Consider the following 18,225-nt stretch of genomic DNA (forward strand, 5'->3'; position numbering starts at 1 on the left):
TTGTAAGAAGTGCCCTAGAGTGGACTAAGCCTTTTTCTGGAAGAATTCTAATTTTCTTGTGTAACTGATTCATGAAAAGACTGTTTAGTACTTTCATATTTATTTGTTTCCTCGTCTCGTGTAATACCAAACCTGAAGAACAAGGTTTGAAAGGTCAATTTGATAGAGATACTTTCTTGCAGCTCTATGCCGATGAGTATATCATTGCAGGTTTTGATCAGCTTTTAAATGATCTTAACCAACTATCTATTGCTCAGGGAAGCGAGGATGTAAAGCAACTTTGGAAGCAGGCTTACCTTTCTTTTTTATCTGTTTCAATGTACAATTTTGGACCTGGTGGAGAGCAACTAAAACTCAAAACCTTCTCTCAAGAGCTTGGTACTTTTCCGGTAGATGTATCTACAATTGACACAAAGCTAACTTCAGGAAACTTTAATTTTGATGATGTTCAAAGAGACAGCAGAGGATTATTAGCTATCCAATATCTCTTATTTGATGAAAATGTAGCTGAAGCTCCACTGCATGGAAAGTATTTGAATGATTGTATTCAAGATGCCATCAATAAGGTTCAGGCGATAAGAGAAGAGTGGGACTCATACAGGCCTGAGTTTATTGCCAATAACGGTACTGATGCAGGAAGTAGTACATCACTTCTTTATAATGAATTCTTAAAGAATTTTGAAGCACTTAAGAACTTCAAATTGGGTCTTCCACTTGGATTAAGACCAGGTCAAACTGCCGCATTGCCTCAGAATATAGAGGCTCTTTACTCAGGGAACTCACTTGAATTTGCTGAGAGGAATTTTAACGCTTTGAAAGAAATTTGGGAAGGGAAATCTGGCTTTGGCTTTAGGGACTATCTTGAAACTGTAGAGGGTGGAGAAGCTTTGATAGCTGCTACAGAAGCTCAGATTAAAGCTGTTGAAAATGCTTTTGTAAATTGTAGTCCGGAAGATTTTACCCCAGATAAGATAAGTGAAAACGCAAACTTATTGAGTCTTCATACCGAGCTTCAGAAGCTAACGCGTTACTTCAAAAGTGATATGTCTTCTATTATCGGTATCGCCATTACCTACAGTAGTGGTGATGGTGACTAATTTTCCACGGAATGAAGAGGTTTTATGATCGCATTATTGAAAAAGATGTTCTCATATATCCCTTAATTACCTTCAGAATAGTTTTTGGTCTTCTTGTTTTCGTTTCTACTCTCCGATTCATTTACCTCGGTTGGATTGATCTTCATTTTATAGACACCAAAGTTCAGTTCAAATACTTCGGATTTCATTGGGTCCCCCTTCTTTCATTCTTTTGGATTTATGTATTCCATGGGCTCCTTTTATTGAGTTCTTTATGCGTGGCAATTGGCCTTTTTTATAGAATTTCTACGGTTTTTCTGTTCTTCACATTTACCTACCTGGAGCTGGTTGATATTACTTATTATCTCAACCATTACTATTTCGTAAGCTTAGTGGCGGGTTTGCTTATTTTTCTCCCAGCTCATAGATGGTTGAGTATTGACGCATGGCGAAACCCCGCAATAAGAACAAATAAGGTCAAAGCCTGGACGATAAACATCCTCAAATTCCAGATTGCTATCGTTTACATTTATGCTGGTTTAGCAAAAATCAATTATACTTGGTTGATTGAGGCTCTTCCTCTTAAAATCTGGTTGCCAGCCAATGATAAAATCCCCATTCTAGGAGGACTTTTTGCAAATTCACTTTCTCCCTATGTGTTCAGCTGGGCTGGTATGTTATATGATACCTTTATTGTATTCTTTTTGATTTTCAGGCCTACACGTTTTTACGCCTATATTCTGGTGATATTGTTTCACACCATGGTTGGCATATTATTTCAGATCGGCATATTCCCATTGGTTATGATTGGTGTGACATTAATCTTCTTTTCAGATGAATGGCATGAAAGATGGCAAAGACGTGTGAATAAGGCTTTTGACTTGAAGGATAACTCAGAAAGAGTGACAGAATTCGTAATTCAGAAAACTCGATTCAACAAAGGAATTCGTGATGTGCTTATTGGCTTCTTCGTGATGTTTCAGCTCGTATTCCCATGGAGATACTTATTGTATCCTGGTGATCTATTCTGGAATGAAGAAGGTTATAGATTCAGCTGGAGGGTCATGTTGATGGAAAAGGCAGGTACGGCTACCTTCTATGTGAAAGATTCTCAAACGGGTAGAGAAGGAATAGTAGATAATCAGGAATTTTTAAATTCCCATCAGGAAAAACAAATGTCTTTTCAGCCGGATTTAATTCTGCAGTATGCTCATTTTTTAGGGGATCATTATGAGCAGGAGGGCCTGTATAAGCCTGAGGTTAGGGTAGAGGCTTATGTTACTTTAAATGCCCAACCCAGCAGGTTGCTTATTGACCCCAATCTTAATTTAATGGAAGTCCAGGACTCCTGGAGTCATAAAGAATGGATATTAGACTAAGCTTCTGATTTTCAATTGATTTTTTGATCTAAATTTTATTTAGACTGTTTCTAGTTCAATATCTTTGCAGTCCTCAAAACTATGGCAAAGAATCTTTTCCTTATTGTATTACTTCCTTTAGGTGTATGGGCTCAAAATTTGACCATTCGGGGTGAAGTGTTGAGTGCAGAAGATCAAAAGCCGTTAAGCAGTGTACTGGTAAGTTCTTCTCAATCAGAGAATGTAATATTTACCGATGATCAAGGCATCTTTCAGGTCACTTCTAATTTAAAAGACTCCTTAATTCTAAACTTTCAATTGGTAGGTAGAAAGTCTCAATCTATCACCCTACTTCCGGAAGTACGGCAAACCTTTATTCAAGTTTTACTTGAATCATCTGAAAACGAACTGGAGACTATTAAAGTAATAGCCAAAACGGCGAATGATTTTGGACGAAGTCACTTAAGGGCTATAGAGGGAACCTCAATTTATGAAAGTAAAAAAACTGAGGTGATACTTCTTAAAGATATATCAGCAAATCTTTCAACCAATAACAGCCGACAGGTTTATGCTAAAATAACCGGGCTAAATATATGGGAAAGTGACGGAGCAGGTTTACAATTGGGTATAGGAGGCCGGGGCTTAAGTCCTAACAGAACGGCAAATTTCAATACCAGACAAAACGGTTATGATATATCGGCAGATGCCCTTGGCTACCCTGAAACCTATTATACGCCTCCTACCGAAGCCTTGAAGAAAATTGAGGTAATCAGAGGGGCTTCCAGTTTACAATATGGTACTCAGTTTGGCGGGATGCTGAATTTTGTGTTTAACAAAGGGCCAGAGGATAAAAAGATTGAATTTTCGACCAGGCAGACTGTAGGAAGCTGGAATTACTTGGGCTCCTTTAACAGTCTTGGTGGTACAGTAGGAAAATTGAACTACTTTGTTTTTTATCAACACAAAAAGGGAGATGGGTGGAGGCCAAACTCATCATTTCAGCAAAACAACGTTTATCTTGATCTGACTTATCACTTTAGCGAAAACTTTAAAGCGGAGTTTAATTATACCTACAGTGATTATTTAGCACAGCAAGCGGGTGGGCTAACCGATGCCATGTTTGCTCAAAATCCGAGACAGTCTGTACGTGAAAGGAATTGGTTTGACGTGAACTGGAATCTCGCTTCTTTGACTTTTGATTGGAAGCTATCTGACAGAACCACGCTAAACTCAAGGACTTTTGTATTGGACGCGTCCAGAGCCTCTTTGGGGAATTTAGAAAGAATCAATGTCGCCGATCTGGGTGGAAACCGGACCTTGATTTCAGGTAATTTTGATAATATCGGTAATGAGACCAGATTGCTCACCAGATATGATCTGGGTACGCAATACGGTGCTTTTTTGATCGGAGGAAGAGTGTATCGCGGAAAGTCATCTGCTATTCAGGGAGAAGGATCAGATGGGGTTGGGCCTGACTTCGTTTTGTTGAATCCAGAATACCCTGAAAACTCTGATTACCTCTTCCCAAATACTAACGTTGCTCTTTTTGCCGAAAACATCTTTAACCTTAGCGATAAGCTAAGTATTACGCCAGGTTTGCGTTTTGAGTATATCAATACACAGTCAGAAGGTTACTATCGTCAAAGAGTTTTTGATTTTGCAGGCAATCTCATTTCTGATCTGAAAGTGGAGGAAAGTCAAAGTCGGGAGCGATCCTTTGTGATTGGCGGAATAGGCCTGAGTTATCGTGCTTCAGAAGAGCAGGAAGTCTATGCTAATTTTTCTCAGAATTACAGAGCCATCAATTTCTCTGATTTAAGAATCGTCAATCCTAACTTTGCTGTAGATCAGGAGATTAAAGATGAGACCGGTTTTACAGCTGATTTAGGATTTAGAGGAAAGAAAGGCAATTATTTCAGCTATGATCTTACGGCGTTCTACGTAGCTTATAATGATAGAATTGGTCAGATTTTGAGAGCCGATCAGCCTCCTCTTTATTTGGATTACAGACTTAGAACGAATGTGTCTGATGCACGAAATTTCGGTTTAGAGATTTTCAGTGAATTTGATTTTTTAAAATGGAGGAAACAGAACTCTGATTATTCTTTGTCGGCATATTTAAACGCTGCCTATGTCAATGCCAGATATGATGAGTCTGAAAATACGGCAGTTTCCGGGAATAAAGTAGAAATGGTACCGCCCGTAATGCTTCGTACCGGATTGAGTTTTAAAGCTAGAAACTGGGGTAGCTCTTTGCAATGGAATTATATAGCCGAGCATTTTACAGATGCCACCAATGCTATTAGAACATCAACAGCCGTTGAAGGTCTCATTCCTTCTTATTCTGTAATGGATATTTCATCATTTTACAGTTTTTCAAAATTCAAACTTGAGTTATCTGTAAATAATGTGCTAAACGAGTTTTATTTTACCAGAAGAGCAGAGGCCTATCCTGGGCCGGGTATAATACCTTCAGATGGTAGAGGAGTATATTTGAGTCTTCAAGCGAAACTTTAAGCCTACTTGATCTGTTTGCCCTCTTCTGTGTTCACAAAGAGAATATTACATAGGTCTTCATAACCCGCAAATACCTCTGTACCAAAATGCTTAAGTTCTTCACTTTTAAAACCAGCTACTATTAAGTCAGCTTCTCTTGAGTTCTTCTTAATGATACTCTTGATATCCTGGCTTTCGTCTCGGTTAATAAACTCAATATTATTCGTTGAGATTGGTAGTTGACCTGCTGAGATCAGATTGGTCATTTTTCTTTTCTCCTTGTCTAAGGCATCAGTTGGGAAAATGGAGTACACTTTAATTACGCCATTTTTCCAGTCTGGGTGAGCCGAAATCACATAAGCCAATAGAATCATCAAATTGGCATTTTCATAATCTTTTGGCGTAATCCAAACATGAATCTGACGCATCAAGCCGAATTGCATATCAGATGTAGAAAGAATTCCTATGTCAAAATTGGCTGACTGAATTAATTTGAAATTCTCAACGATGGTCTCAATTTCCTCGGGATTATTTCTGGAGTGATCAAAAATCATGAGGTTATTCTCAGTACCAGAGATACTCGGAAGCTGCACGACCTGAGAGATGGATGCCGCAAAATTTTGATTGATCAGGGTATCAATATAGACCTCACTTTTGGTGGCCTGAGCCATTTTAATGATCCTGTTTTTGATCTTTCTGGCATCCTGATTACTCTGCTTTGAAAGGTATCCATCTATGTGGTGAATATAGGTTCCGAAACCATATTTATAGGCAATCCACCGGTTCAGGTTAAACGCATCTAACCTCTTGAAGGTGTTTGAACTGAGCAATACCGCCGATGGTCTCCAGCTTTTATTATCTTCTTTCTCTGCCTTTTGCAAAAACACATGAATTTTTCTGGAAAGCTGATACATTACCCCTTGGAAAATAACGGCGATGTTTTTCTTTTCAGAATTCACAAAATTCAGGAGGAAGTAAATTGTGAGGATCAAAAGGATGGAAGCAAAGGCGTAGCCTGAATTCATAAAGAACATCAAGCCAAAACAAGAAACGGCACCAAAGAGGCTGATGTACCATTTTGACTTAAAGCGAGGCCTATATGATGGGTCTGCCGCGAAGTGCTGCATGAAAGAGATCAGGCATAAGGAGCCATACGTTACCATAAAGAACATGGAGATAATCTCAGCCACTGCATCTAGTTTACCCATGAGGATGAAAACCAGAGCAATAATGACCGTGATCAAATAGGCATTGTAGGGTTCTTCACTTTCGCCTCTGCCTTGAGCCAATAACTTATTAAATCCTGCCCCTGGGAAAACTCCATCTTTTGCCATGGCTTGAAGCGTTCTTGGTGCTACCAAAATAGAGCCAATAGCCGACGAAATAGTAGCAGCAGCTAAACCTAGTGGAATGAGCCACTGACCTTGCACCGCTATTTTAGACATCACCAGATTATGGGTGTCTGCCAACATTCCAGCCGGAGCCGAGTAATAGAGTTTAAGTGCAATAAGGATATACACCAACATACCGAAAATGGTAGCAGTTAGCGTTCCTAAAGGAATAGAGCGACCTGGATCTTTCAAATCACCTGAAAGTCCAAGCCCTGCGATGATACCGGTAAATGCAGGGAAAATAATTGCAAAAACAGTGAAAATCGAAACGTCAGGAACAGGAGGGATGACTGTCTGCGGTGTCACTTCCACAGGTTTTCCTATGAAAAATGCAATGAGGGCTATCGTTAAAATGGCCACCACCCAGTACAAGGTTTGCAGGCCTAGTCGGGCACCTTTTGTTAATACGATGGCCGTGAGAATGAATAGAGCTGGAATGGCTAAGGTTTGACTTTGATGAAGCAGCCAATCTGCCCATGGTACGAAAATATAATTGGCAAAGAGCCAATCGAAAAGAGGGTTAAATGCTTCTGTAAATGCGATAATATAAAAGGCCACACTAATGGCTTGTGAGAGATATAATGCAATCCCGATAGTAGCTCCAATCACCAGACCGAAAGACCTGGAAATGATATAATAGGCCCCTCCTCCTTCAACCTTAAAGTTGGTGGCAATTTCTGATAAGGCCATTGCTGTGGGAATAGTAACCGCATGACCAATCACCACGATCAAAATAGTGCCACTAAGGCCTACCGTACCAACTGAATAACCGAATCTTAGGAATAAGATGGCTCCAAGGATAGTAGAAATTGCCGTGAAAAAAACAGGGGTAGTGCCAAACTTATGTTGGGTATTTGCCATAGGGTTAGATTACCGCGGGCATAAATGTAGGGAAAATGAGCAGAAAAGCTAAAAGACTTCCTAAATCTTCCTCTTTAGCTCGAAGTGCTTACCGAGATACACTCTTCTCACCATTTCATCGGCTGCAAGGTCTTCTGCTGTACCATGTTTCAGGATTTTACCTTCAAAGAGAAGATAGGCTCGGTCTGTAATTGAGAGGGTCTCATTTACATTATGGTCTGTGATCAGAATACCTATGTTTCTATGTTTGAGCTTCGCCACAATTCCTTGAATTTCTTCTACGGCAATCGGGTCAACCCCCGCGAAAGGCTCATCTAATAAAATAAATTTAGGGTCAACCGCCAGAGCTCTTGCAATTTCTGTTCTACGGCGTTCACCTCCGGAGAGTACAATGCCTTTGTTTTTTCTTACATGAGTTAACGAAAACTCCTCCAATAGTTCTTCGGTTTTCTCTTTACGCTCAGCTTTTGTCATACCGCGTTTAGCGAGTTCCAGAACACCAATAATGTTCTCCTCTACTGTTAAATCTCGAAAAACTGATGCCTCCTGTGCCAGATAACCTACTCCTAGTTTTGCTCTTTTATACATGGGTAGGTCAGTGATGTCTTTGTCATCTAACCATACTTTGCCCGAGTTGGGCTGAACCAGGCCCACCGCCATGTAAAACGACGTGGTTTTGCCTGCACCGTTTGGTCCTAAAAGTCCGACTATTTCGCCTTGCTCTACCTGATAGCTCACCTGGTCATTCACCTTTCGCTGACCATATTTTTTGACAAGGTTTTCTGTTTTGAGAATCATCCGCTGACAGACTTTAAAGATTTGGTTTGTACAGGAAACAAAGATAAGAGTTAATTCCTCAAAGGGTTGTTTTCCTTTAGAACTTAAGGTCTTTTAAGAATAATTGAAGCGTCTTCTTACCTCTAAAATTATTCTCTTCAATAGTGTAAACAGCACTAAAGGTCTCTGCGGCTAAAAGAGGCTGATGATAGTACTCTGTCATATTAAAACCCAGGGCAGTTATACTTACGCCGGTTTCTTTGTCCACCAGTTCCAGCTTCATGTGCTTTTCTTTGAGAATTCTCGGGGAGGCCGCCAATGAAAGATGATGTGTTACAAAAACAGGTTGCATATTTTTGGGTCCGAAGGGGCCCATCTGCTTCATGATTCTATAGAATTTGCTGTCTATTTCGTCCAGTGAGATTTCAATATCTACTTTGATCTCAGGAACCAGAAGTTCAGGTGAAATAGTATCAGATACATAGCGGTCAAAAGCCGTTCTAAACTCGTCGATTCTTTCAATTGGAATGGTCATGCCGGCAGCATGCATATGTCCTCCAAACTGTTCCAAAATCCCAGAGCATGATTCTATGGCATCGTAAAGATTAAAACCAGAAACAGATCTGGCAGAGCCTGCCGCAAAACCCTCTTTTGACTTGGTAAAAATGACCGTTGGTCTATAGAAATGTTCTATGCATCTGGAGGCCACTATGCCGATGACACCCTTATGCCAGTCTTCACGATAAAGAACAGTGCTTTTGGCTTCATTAAATAACCAATCATCTTCTCTGATCATAGCCAGAGCTTCTTCGGTTATTCTACTATCATGGGTTTTTCTTTCAGTATTATGGTCTTGAATTTCATAAGCAAAATTCACTGCCTCTTCGTAATCTTCACTGAGTAGGAGCTTCACTGCAGCCTTAGCATGTTTGATACGTCCAGCGGCGTTAATCCTTGGCCCAAGTGTGAAAACTACACTTTCAATTGACATCTCACCTTGAAAACCCGCTACTTCTTTCAGTGCCTTGAGGCTAGTTCTGGGTTTTTCATTGAGCTTTTTTAAACCATAAAATGCAAGAATTCTATTTTCTCCAATAATTGGAACAATATCAGAGGCGATACTCACCATTGCCAGATCCAGAAACTCAAAAAGCTCTTCCAGAGGGATATCTCTTTTAAGACAAAATGCTGTCAGCAGTTTAAAGCCAACCCCGTTACCGGTCAATTCTTTGAAAGGGTAGGGGCAATCTTTCCTTTTAGGGTCTAGTACAGCCACGGCCTGAGGAAGTTCTTCCCCTGGCTCATGATGATCACAGATGATAAATTCAATGCCTTGCGTTTTCGCGTATTCTATTTTATCGATTGATTTTATACCACAATCCAGTGCAATGATCAATGAGGCTCCTTGTTCCTTTGCCCAGTCAATCCCTTTTTTTGAAACGCCATAACCCTCCTTATATCTATCAGGGTTATAATAAAGGATATTGGAGTGATAGCTTCTCAAAAAACCATAGACTAAAGCTACTGCGGTAGTGCCGTCAACGTCATAATCGCCGTAGATAACTATGGTTTCTTTGTTCTCTATTGCTTTTTCTAGTCGTTCAAGAGCCAAATCCATATCCTTCATCAGGAAAGGATCATTCAGTTGGTCTAATTGGGGTCTGAAAAATGCCTTGGCCTCTTCAAAATTATGTACACCACGCTGCCAGAGAAGTGTAGCCAAGGTAGTGGAAATGCCTAATTCTTCGGTGAGTAGCTTTACAGTAGAAGTGGCATTTGTATCTATAGGTTGTGTGATGAATTGCCAGCGTTTCTCTATCATGATTCAAAATTACTAAACAATGGCATAGATTTTGAGCCTTTTTTGGCATAACAGATAAAAACCGAGACGCAAGTTTTGGGGCAGTTTGTTGCTTTCCCTTTATGGGTAAGTTTAATGCTAAATTTGTCAAAGGACAGGATGGGTGCCATAACGGCACCCATTTCTTGTTTTAACATCTCTTCTGACAGAAATCTCGTACTATAAAGCATGTCGAGAATTTCAGTATTACTTCTATTTTGTATCACAACTTTAGGATTTGGACAATCACCAGATACTACCAAATTAATTAGAGATAAATCCATTATTGCTCTTCCTGTGGCCTTCCGTTTTCCAGAAACTGGATGGGGTGGAGGAGTAGCTGCTACCAGTAGCTGGTCATGGGGAAAAGATAGTTCGTGGGCCAAGCCCTCGCAGGCTTCAATAGGTTTGACCTATACTCAGAATAAACAAATACTCGCTTTTCTTCCGTTTAATGTATTCTTTGGAAATAATAAGTACTACCTAAACGCAGATATTGGCTGGTTTAAATACAACTTTTTTTACTACGGTATCGGCGAAAACAGGGTGCCGGAAGAACGCTATGATGTTAAATTTCCAAGAGTTCGTTTTTTAGCCAGTAGACAGGTGAGCAAAAATCTCTATGCCGGATTACGAGTCAATTATGAAGCTTACGATGTTTACAATCAGGCTGAAGATGGAGAGCTTATTGGGAATACTATTAATGGTTCAGACTTTAGCAGAACTTCAGCGATAGGCCCTTCAATATTATTGGATACCAGAGATAAAGTGTTTTATCCTAGAAAAGGGATTTTTGGTGAAGTGAATATCTTACCATCCTTAAAGGCTTTTGGTGCTGATAGAACTTTTACACAAGCCACCATTGATGTTTCTCACTACCAATCTTTGCATGAAAGATTAGTCTTGGCATCTAACTTCTATAACGTATTTTCTTTTGGAGATGATGTGCCTTTTTCTCAATTGGCCCAACTCGGTGGACCTAAGAAAATGAGAGGTACTTATCAAGGATTTTTCAGAGATAAAAATGCATCACTTTTACAGGCTGAACTTCGTTGGGAGGTATGGAAGTTTATCGGTCTGGTGGGTTTTGGTTCCATGGGATTCTTGGGTGACTCAGACAATTTTTTAAGAATGGATTTGCCTAAGTTTACATACGGGGCGGGGTTAAGAATATCAACTAAAAATAGTCTAAACCTTAGAATAGACTATGGCCTTTCACCATATGGATCAGGTAATTTTTACGCTACCGTAGGAGAAGCTTTTTAGTTGCCCGGTCCATTGCTTATGGGCATAGGAATAGTAGAATCTGTGTAAGTCACCCAAACTCTAAAGCCTCTGCTTGTAAAATCACAACCTGCAACAGCTTTAAATTCGAAATAGATTCTTGAACCGTTAATACTATAGACATACTCACGGTTATTATAGAATTCATTGGCCGGATAGAATGAAGAACTTCCGGTTTGGACCAAAACATCACAGCTGATTACTCTGCTTTCATCTACACCTAAACTGAAGTCATATACAGTGCCGCCACTACAAGAAATGGGTAAAGTAGTAAAGGCTATTAGCTTAGTTTTATAAGGGATTGATTCATTACCGGTTTCTGTGTATCCGACTACTCTGGTAGAGCCATTGATATCTAAAGTTCTTTCTGGAGAGGAGTCATTAATACCTACTTTGTTGTCCCCTCTGATAGTCATGACATTCCCTGACTCACTATTATAAAAGTTGATTCGGTCGTCACTCACATCACTTCCATCTATCAAAGCAGCCATATCCCAATATCTGCCTGCATAAACGTAGGATTTGGTTGTACTTCCATGAAGCAGGAAGGAACTGGTAAAGCGTAGTCTAGCGTAATCGCCCAATTGAGCCTCGTCTAAAACTAAATGAGCAGAACCGGAATTCTGACTCCAGCCTCCCGTGCTGTTATGTCTGATGTGCATTTTTCCATAATTCACATATTGACGTTGATCGGCTGAAGTAAATTCAGTACCAATCCCGATCCTTTGATTTCCGGAAATACTAAGAACACCTATTTCTGATAATCCGAGATTAAAACGTTCGGCATTCCAGGTGCTTAGAAGAGACGGACGATTTGTCGTTTTGGGTAGCACCTCTATTTGAGCATATGTAATGCTTGAGAAAACTAATAGTGTCAGTAGTAATAGAATTCGTTTCATAGTTGCCAAAGATATTTCTATCCTGGCGGTGTACATAGTTATGAAGAAGGGTTTTATAAAACGGTAAGAGGATATAAAAACGAAAAATCCCCAACTGTATTGAGTTGGGGATTTCTATGAGCTTTAGGCATATTAAACTTTATAGACCCATCCGTGAGTGTCAGCTACTTTACCTTTTCTTATATCATTCAATCCATTCTTAAGAACGGTTGAGATCGATTTATCTGTAATTGCCGGCAACTCGTAGTCTTTTCCTTCAAAACCAATGGCAGAGAAAGGAGAAACTACAACGGCAGTTCCTGCACCAAATACTTCAGTGACAGAGCCGGAGCTAATTCCATCAACAATATCTTTAACGTATACGTCTTGTTCCACCACCTCATAGCCTTTATCGCGAGCAATATTAATTAATGAGTCCCTTGTGATACCCTTTAAGATTGTGGTACTTGTTTTAGGCGTTATGAGTTTCCCGTCTTTTACAAAGAACACGTTCATTGTTCCGGACTCTTCAAACTTGGTATGGGTCTTGGCATCAGTCCATAACAATTGAGTATATCCTTGCTCTTGAGCAAGCTTTGCAGGGTAAAGAGATGCTGCGTAGTTACCAGCACATTTGGCATAACCTACACCACCTTCAGCTGCTCTGATAAATTCAGTTTCTATTTTAACCTTTGGCGGTTCAGCATAATATTTGCCGGCAGGGCTCATGATGATCATGAAGCGGTAGTTAAACGAAGGCCTTACGCCCAGGTAAACATCTGAAGCAAACATAAATGGTCTCAAATAAAGAGAGTTGTCTTCTCCATCAGGCACCCATGCTCCGTCTAGTTCCAAAAGCTTTTGAAGACCACCCATAAAAATCTCCTCGGGTACGGTTGCCATACACATACGTTCAGCAGAAATGTTGAAACGTTTGTAGTTTTCTTCTGGTCTGAACATGACTACTTCGTCATTAACGTTTCTGAAGGCTTTCATTCCTTCAAAAATTGACTGTCCGTAGTGCAGAGAAGCTAGTGCCGGATTATAAGCGATATCGCCATAAGGTAAAATCTCTGGTGTTTGCCACTCACCGTTAATACAGTCGGCCACCAGCATGTGATCGGTAAATAGAGAACCGAAAACTATGTTTTGAGGGTCTAATTGTTCTACCCGACTTTTTTCTACTTGTTGAATCTTGAAATCTATGGCGGTCGTCTCCATAACTTTATTGTTTAAAATGTACTCAAAACTAAGCCCAGAGAAAGTTACATCAAACTCTAAACTAAGAGAATGCAATTTTTGACAATAAATTTCAGAGAATCAAGACATTTCGACTAAATAGTTGTCATGACAACTAAAATCCTTTTTAACGGTAAACCAGAGATTGAGATTTTCTATCTAAAATCCTCAATGATAGCTTATTCTCCCGGAAATTGAGTGATGAACATATCTTTATGATTCAATCGTGGATCGTCAAGAAGGGCCTCTTTTTCTAAAGCAATAAATGAGGCACTTGGTTTAACTTTAGATGACTTTCGGGCTTTTGCCAGAGTGGTTTCTCCCAGAATGTCCAGCAGAGCTTCTTTCAGCATCGTTTCATCCGGGTCTCCGTACGGAAGATATGGTAAGAGATTATCTGTGACCGAAATGTCTACTGGGAATCCTTCAGGGGTACCGTAATCAGCAAGACCATCTCTATTGACCGTTTTCAATACGATAGGTTGCATTCCCCACTCCCATCTATCTTCATCATCAGAAATCGTGATAGAGCCTACATTTTTTCCATAGGTGTGCTCACCTACGAGCTTTACTTCCATGTACGGCAGAAGATTATTGATCACCAGTTCACTGGATGAAGCCGAACCATTGGTAACTATAAAATATACACGATCAAGTGTACCTGGATTGTTTACTGGTCCTATCCCTGCTTTGGTGGTAAAGAAATAAGAATTGAGTGCATCCTCACCATACGTATCTCTGTAATATTTCGTCTGCTCATCGTTCCAGATTTGTTTTGACATCAACTTGTCATCTGCAAGATTCTTAACAATGAGCGAGCTTAAAAGGGCTGCCGATGAGATATACCCGCCACCATTGTCTCTGAGGTCAATAACGAGTTCATCAATTCCCGCTGCTTTGAATTCACCGAAAGCATTATTCAAAGCTTGATCTGAGCTGGTTAAGAATTGAGTGTAAACCAAATACCCTATTTTCTTGTCTCCTAATTCTATGATGCTGTGATGCTGCACCGCTTCCGCTTGTAAACTACGTTTTGTTACCTCAATACTCGTTTTGGAATCTGTTATGGTACCGCTATTATAGCTGCCAAGTGTAAAAGTGGCGGTTTCTGTTTGTAGAACTGTTCTGTAGTTTTCTCCCGTAATATCTTCACCATTGACCTTGGTGATTAGGTCTCCTCTTTTTAATCCGGCTTCATCTGCCGCACTGCCAGGTAGAGCGTGTACAATGGCCAGACACACTCTGCTTCGGGTGTTATCCATGTACCAAGGCTTGGTTTTTATACCAAAAGAAGTAGAGATTCCATTCAAGGAATTTAGGAGGTCGATACTGCTTTCCTGAATCCATGAGAAACGATCCAGAACCCCAGGTTCTACTAAAAGTGACTCAAAGTATTCTTCCGGTTCCAGCGTTAAATCTGTTTCGGTAATAGACTTCATATCGCTCTCCCACAGATAGTAATGACTCATTCTGTCATATATCCAATTGTTAACATCAGTCTCGTCTGGTTCTTCATTATTATTTACAATGGGGTCAACCAGCTCTTTGAGTTTACAAGAGTTTAACAAAAAGACCAGAGAAAAGGCCAGGAGCAAATGGAGTCTTGATGTGTTCATGAAGTACTTTTTTCCTAATACGTATTCTTCAAACGAAAAGATGCTTCAATTGGTGTAAGCAAAAACCAAATCTACTCTTTTAGACGATTCAGAAGCAAGTTTTGCCTAAAGAAAGGTGGTCTAGATTTTGCCATTTCGTGATTTAATATAACTTTGTGGTGAATCCAAAATTTTAATACTTAATCTATTTAATAAGACGGATTTTATGGGTAAATCTTACCGCCTTAAAAAAGGTTTTGATATTCAGCTAGTTGGAGAAGCGGCTAAAGAAATTCAAGATCTTCCATCTTCCGAAATATTTGCTGTTAAGCCATCCGATTACCTAGGACTTACTCCTAAACTTACCGTAAAGGTAGGTGATGAAGTATTAGTTGGAGACAGCATTTTCTACGATAAAAAAAGACCTGAGATCAATTTTGCTTCACCGGTAAGCGGTGAAATTGTTGAGATTGTTCGAGGTGCCAAGCGAGTGATTCTTGAAGTAAGAATCCTGGCAGATAAAGATCAAAAGAAGGCAAAAGTTGAATTGCCAGGGCAGCTGGATTCATCTTCTGCCAAGGAGACAATTTTGAAAGCTAATCTTTGGTCGGTTATCAAACAAAGACCTTTCAATAAAATTGCCAATCCGGCAGATAGCCCGAAGGCTATTTTTGTCTCTACGTTTAAATCTGGACCACTTGCACCTGACATGGACTTTGTGATTGGTCAGAATAAAGAGGCTTTTGATAAAGGTCTGGAAGTGGCTAGTGCCCTAGCAGAAGGCAATTTATATGTAGGTAAGTCAGCAGAGTCTTCACTGGAAGTCTCCAAAGGAGAGGTAAACACATTTAGTGGCCCTCATCCGGCAGGTAATGTTGGGGTGCAAATACACCATGTGATGCCTATTTATCCTGGCGACTTGATCTGGACCATAGATCCGCAGGATATTATACTATTAGGTAAATTATTCACAACAGGTGAGTATGATCCTACTAGGATAGTAGCCTTGACCGGGTCTAAAGCTGGTTCTCCAAAGTATATTCAGGCGAGCGTTGGTCAATCCTTAAAGCCATTATTTGAGCCTTTGGCTGATAATGAGTCAAGATTTATTCAAGGTGATGTTCTTACAGGAGCCCAGTCTCATGTAGAAGATTATCTGTCTTTTTACACTTCGCAATTGACGGTGATTCCGGAAGGTGACCATGCCGAATTCCTTGGTTGGTTATTGCCTTCGGCCTCAAAATTAAGCCTGTCCAGAACATTCTTCTCATGGCTGATGCCAAATAAGAAATACGATCTGGATACCAATATGCATGGTGAAGAAAGAGCCTTCGTAGTGTCAGGAGAATACGAAAAAGTGCTTCCGATGAATATCATGCCTGTTCAGCTCTTGAAGGCTATAATGGCCAAGGATATCGAGAAAATGGAGGCTTTAGGTATTCATGAGCTCGCAGAAGAAGATCTTGCACTTTGTGAGTTTGTCTGTACTTCAAAAATAGATGTACAGCAGATACTGCGAGAAGGATTAGATTTATTAGAAGAAGAAGGATAAAATTTAAAACGGAATTATAGGTGAAATTTATTCGCAATCTATTTGATTCGGTCAAGCCCCATTTTGAGAAGGGGGGCAAGCTAGAAAATTGGCATCCTGCATATGACGCGTTTGAGACGCTGATGTTTGTGCCAAGCACTACCACTAAAAATGGCGTCCACATTAAAGATGCCATGGACATGAAACGTACTATGATGACAGTGATCGTGGCCATGCTGCCATGTTTACTCTTTGGTATGTGGAATGTTGGCCATCAGCATTATTTAGCCTATGGTATGGAGGCAACTTTAATGGAGAAATTCATTTTTGGTGCCATCAAGGTGATGCCTATCGTGGTAGTTTCTTATGCTGTTGGTTTGGGTGTTGAATTCATATTTGGCGTAATCAAAGGCCACTCAATCAGTGAGGGTTATTTGGTGACAGGGATGCTGATTCCTTTAACAATGCCTGTGACGATACCTTTATGGATGGTGGCTCTTGGAGCAGTTTTCTGTACGCTTATCGGTAAAGAAATTTTTGGAGGTACAGGTTTTAACTTTATGAACCCTGCATTATTGGCAAGAGCATTTTTGTTCTTTGCTTTCCCTTCATACATGTCGGGTGAGATTTGGACAGATAAATCTCCGGAAGCTGGTCATCAGATAGTAGACGGTTATTCTGGAGCAACCAATCTCGTAGCTTTTGATGTAGACTACACTCAAATTCAGCCTTTATCTGATCTATTCTGGGGTTACGAACAAGGTTCAATTGGCGAGACCTCGGTATTCTTTATACTTATTGGGGCTGCCTCATTAATCATAACAGGCGTAGGTAGCTGGAGAATTATTTTGTCGGTATTCGCCGGTGGCTATCTAATGGGCTTATTAATGAATGTTTTGGCTCCGGCTGATAATCTTACTCATGCCATGCATACTCCTGCTATCTATCATTTACTGATCGGTAGTTTCGCGTTTGGTGCAGTATTCATGGCCACCGACCCGGTTACCGCCTCTCATACCACCAAAGGGAAATACATTTATGGGTTCCTCATTGGTGCGTTTACTGTAATACTCAGAGTATTTAATCCTGCCTATCCTGAGGGAATGATGTTGAGCATTTTATTGTTTAATGTATTTGCTCCTTTAATAGATCATATGGTGGTAGAACAACACATTAAAAAAAGATTAAAGCATGCAAACTAACAGATATACATTTCTATATGCTATAGGAATCTCTATCATTACGGCGGTGGTTTTGGTGTTGACCTCTGAAAACCTAAAGCCTTTACAAGAGGCTAATGTGGCTCTTGATAATAAAAAGAACATTCTGAATTCTGTATTGGTAAGTTCTGAAAGTAGAGAAGCCATAGAATCATCATATAACTCTTCGGTAGAGGAAATGGTGATCAATAGCAAGGGTGAAGTTCTGGAAAACGTATCTGTGGAAGACGTAGATATGAAGAAAGAAGTGGCCAAAGAGCCTGAAGAGCGTCAATTACCTCTTTATGTATTCAGCGAAGAAGATGGAAGCAAGGCTTATGTTGTTCCTTTGAGAGGAGTAGGTCTTTGGGGCCCTATCTGGGGTTATATATCTCTGGAAGGTGACTTCAATACTGTAAAAGGTGCATTTTTTGACCACAAAGGTGAAACACCTGGTTTAGGTGCTGAGATTGTAGAGAATGCTTTTCAACAGCAGTTTCAGGGTAAAGTGATATATAACGATGAAGGCGAGTTTGTTTCTGTGAATGTGATGAAATCAACTCAGAAGTCAGACATTGATGAAGAAAGCAGAGTAGATGCTATCTCCGGAGGGACTATTACTTCCAATGGAGTAGATGAGATGATTGCAAATTGTCTGAAGCCTTACTTAACTTATTTTGACCAATTAAAAGCTAATTAA

The 18,225-nt window shown here is 40.1% G+C and carries 13 protein-coding genes; 7 read left to right on the forward strand and 6 right to left on the reverse strand.

Going from position 1 to position 18,225, the window contains the following annotated elements; genetic code table 11:
* Nucleotides 1-71 precede the first annotated feature (71 nt).
* The 3 genes from ACUXV0_RS14440 to ACUXV0_RS14450 all read left to right on the forward strand — a co-directional run bounded on the left by ACUXV0_RS14440 (nt 72) and on the right by ACUXV0_RS14450 (nt 4,951).
* Entirely contained in the window at nt 72-1,097 is a 1,026-nt protein-coding gene (locus tag ACUXV0_RS14440) for an imelysin family protein (RefSeq protein WP_446190270.1), read from the forward strand.
* Between the two features lie 11 nt (nt 1,098-1,108).
* Nucleotides 1,109-2,455, forward strand: coding sequence for an HTTM domain-containing protein (locus ACUXV0_RS14445; protein ID WP_446190271.1), 1,347 nt, complete (start codon nt 1,109-1,111; stop codon nt 2,453-2,455).
* An 81-nt stretch (nt 2,456-2,536) separates the two neighbouring features.
* Entirely contained in the window at nt 2,537-4,951 is a 2,415-nt protein-coding gene (locus ACUXV0_RS14450) for a TonB-dependent receptor family protein (protein ID WP_446190272.1), read from the forward strand.
* 2 nt (nt 4,952-4,953) lie between these two features.
* Here ACUXV0_RS14450 and ACUXV0_RS14455 read toward each other — a convergent pair whose 3' ends face one another.
* The 3 genes from ACUXV0_RS14455 to recJ form a co-directional block, all read right to left on the reverse strand.
* On the reverse strand, nt 4,954-7,182 hold the full coding sequence (locus ACUXV0_RS14455) for an amino acid permease (RefSeq protein ID WP_446190273.1): 2,229 nt from the start codon (nt 7,180-7,182) through the stop codon (nt 4,954-4,956).
* Between the two features lie 60 nt (nt 7,183-7,242).
* Nucleotides 7,243-7,980, reverse strand: a complete 738-nt coding sequence (lptB, locus tag ACUXV0_RS14460; protein ID WP_446190274.1) for an LPS export ABC transporter ATP-binding protein — start codon at nt 7,978-7,980, stop codon at nt 7,243-7,245.
* A gap of 76 nt (nt 7,981-8,056) precedes the next feature.
* Entirely contained in the window at nt 8,057-9,781 is a 1,725-nt protein-coding gene (gene recJ / locus ACUXV0_RS14465) for a single-stranded-DNA-specific exonuclease RecJ (protein WP_446190275.1), read from the reverse strand.
* Between the two features lie 207 nt (nt 9,782-9,988).
* Between recJ and ACUXV0_RS14470 the strand changes: the two genes are divergently transcribed.
* Nucleotides 9,989-11,065 carry a BamA/TamA family outer membrane protein gene (locus ACUXV0_RS14470; RefSeq protein ID WP_446190276.1) on the forward strand — a complete coding sequence of 359 codons (1,077 nt, stop codon included), beginning with the start codon at nt 9,989-9,991 and terminating at the stop codon, nt 11,063-11,065.
* Here the strand turns inward: ACUXV0_RS14470 and ACUXV0_RS14475 are convergent.
* The 3 genes from ACUXV0_RS14475 to ACUXV0_RS14485 form a co-directional block, all read right to left on the reverse strand.
* Nucleotides 11,062-11,982: a hypothetical protein gene (locus ACUXV0_RS14475; RefSeq protein ID WP_446190277.1), complete on the reverse strand. Its 921-nt coding sequence runs from the start codon at nt 11,980-11,982 to the stop codon at nt 11,062-11,064. The genes ACUXV0_RS14470 and ACUXV0_RS14475 overlap by 4 nt on opposite strands.
* 132 nt (nt 11,983-12,114) lie before the next feature.
* Entirely contained in the window at nt 12,115-13,182 is a 1,068-nt protein-coding gene (locus tag ACUXV0_RS14480; protein ID WP_446190278.1) for a branched-chain amino acid aminotransferase, read from the reverse strand.
* 197 nt (nt 13,183-13,379) lie between these two features.
* Complete coding sequence (locus ACUXV0_RS14485) at nt 13,380-14,816, reverse strand: S41 family peptidase (protein ID WP_446190279.1); 1,437 nt, start codon at nt 14,814-14,816, stop codon at nt 13,380-13,382.
* A gap of 205 nt (nt 14,817-15,021) precedes the next feature.
* On the opposite strand from ACUXV0_RS14485, the gene ACUXV0_RS14490 reads away from it, so the two are divergent.
* From ACUXV0_RS14490 to nqrC, 3 genes are read left to right on the forward strand one after another with little or no spacing between them, the layout of a single operon-like run.
* Complete coding sequence (locus ACUXV0_RS14490) at nt 15,022-16,347, forward strand: Na(+)-translocating NADH-quinone reductase subunit A (protein WP_446190280.1); 1,326 nt, start codon at nt 15,022-15,024, stop codon at nt 16,345-16,347.
* Between the two features lie 20 nt (nt 16,348-16,367).
* A complete protein-coding gene (locus ACUXV0_RS14495; RefSeq protein ID WP_446190281.1) occupies nt 16,368-17,528 on the forward strand; it encodes an NADH:ubiquinone reductase (Na(+)-transporting) subunit B in 1,161 nt (386 codons plus the stop codon).
* Nucleotides 17,518-18,225: an NADH:ubiquinone reductase (Na(+)-transporting) subunit C gene (nqrC, locus tag ACUXV0_RS14500; protein WP_446190282.1), complete on the forward strand. Its 708-nt coding sequence runs from the start codon at nt 17,518-17,520 to the stop codon at nt 18,223-18,225. Before ACUXV0_RS14495 ends, nqrC begins: the two co-directional genes overlap by 11 nt.

The sequence above is a fragment of the Jiulongibacter sp. NS-SX5 genome, from assembly GCF_052828545.1.

Coding starts and splice junctions, on each gene's coding strand:
- ACUXV0_RS14450 (WP_446190272.1), top strand. CDS start 2,537: ATGGCAAAGAATCTTTTCCTTATTGTATTACTTCCTTTAGGTGTATGG.
- ACUXV0_RS14485 (WP_446190279.1), bottom strand. CDS start 14,816: ATGAACACATCAAGACTCCATTTGCTCCTGGCCTTTTCTCTGGTCTTT.
- ACUXV0_RS14445 (WP_446190271.1), top strand. CDS start 1,109: ATGAAGAGGTTTTATGATCGCATTATTGAAAAAGATGTTCTCATATAT.
- recJ (WP_446190275.1), bottom strand. CDS start 9,781: ATGATAGAGAAACGCTGGCAATTCATCACACAACCTATAGATACAAAT.
- ACUXV0_RS14440 (WP_446190270.1), top strand. CDS start 72: ATGAAAAGACTGTTTAGTACTTTCATATTTATTTGTTTCCTCGTCTCG.
- ACUXV0_RS14475 (WP_446190277.1), bottom strand. CDS start 11,982: ATGAAACGAATTCTATTACTACTGACACTATTAGTTTTCTCAAGCATT.
- nqrC (WP_446190282.1), top strand. CDS start 17,518: ATGCAAACTAACAGATATACATTTCTATATGCTATAGGAATCTCTATC.
- ACUXV0_RS14490 (WP_446190280.1), top strand. CDS start 15,022: ATGGGTAAATCTTACCGCCTTAAAAAAGGTTTTGATATTCAGCTAGTT.
- lptB (WP_446190274.1), bottom strand. CDS start 7,980: ATGATTCTCAAAACAGAAAACCTTGTCAAAAAATATGGTCAGCGAAAG.
- ACUXV0_RS14470 (WP_446190276.1), top strand. CDS start 9,989: ATGTCGAGAATTTCAGTATTACTTCTATTTTGTATCACAACTTTAGGA.
- ACUXV0_RS14455 (WP_446190273.1), bottom strand. CDS start 7,182: ATGGCAAATACCCAACATAAGTTTGGCACTACCCCTGTTTTTTTCACG.
- ACUXV0_RS14480 (WP_446190278.1), bottom strand. CDS start 13,182: ATGGAGACGACCGCCATAGATTTCAAGATTCAACAAGTAGAAAAAAGT.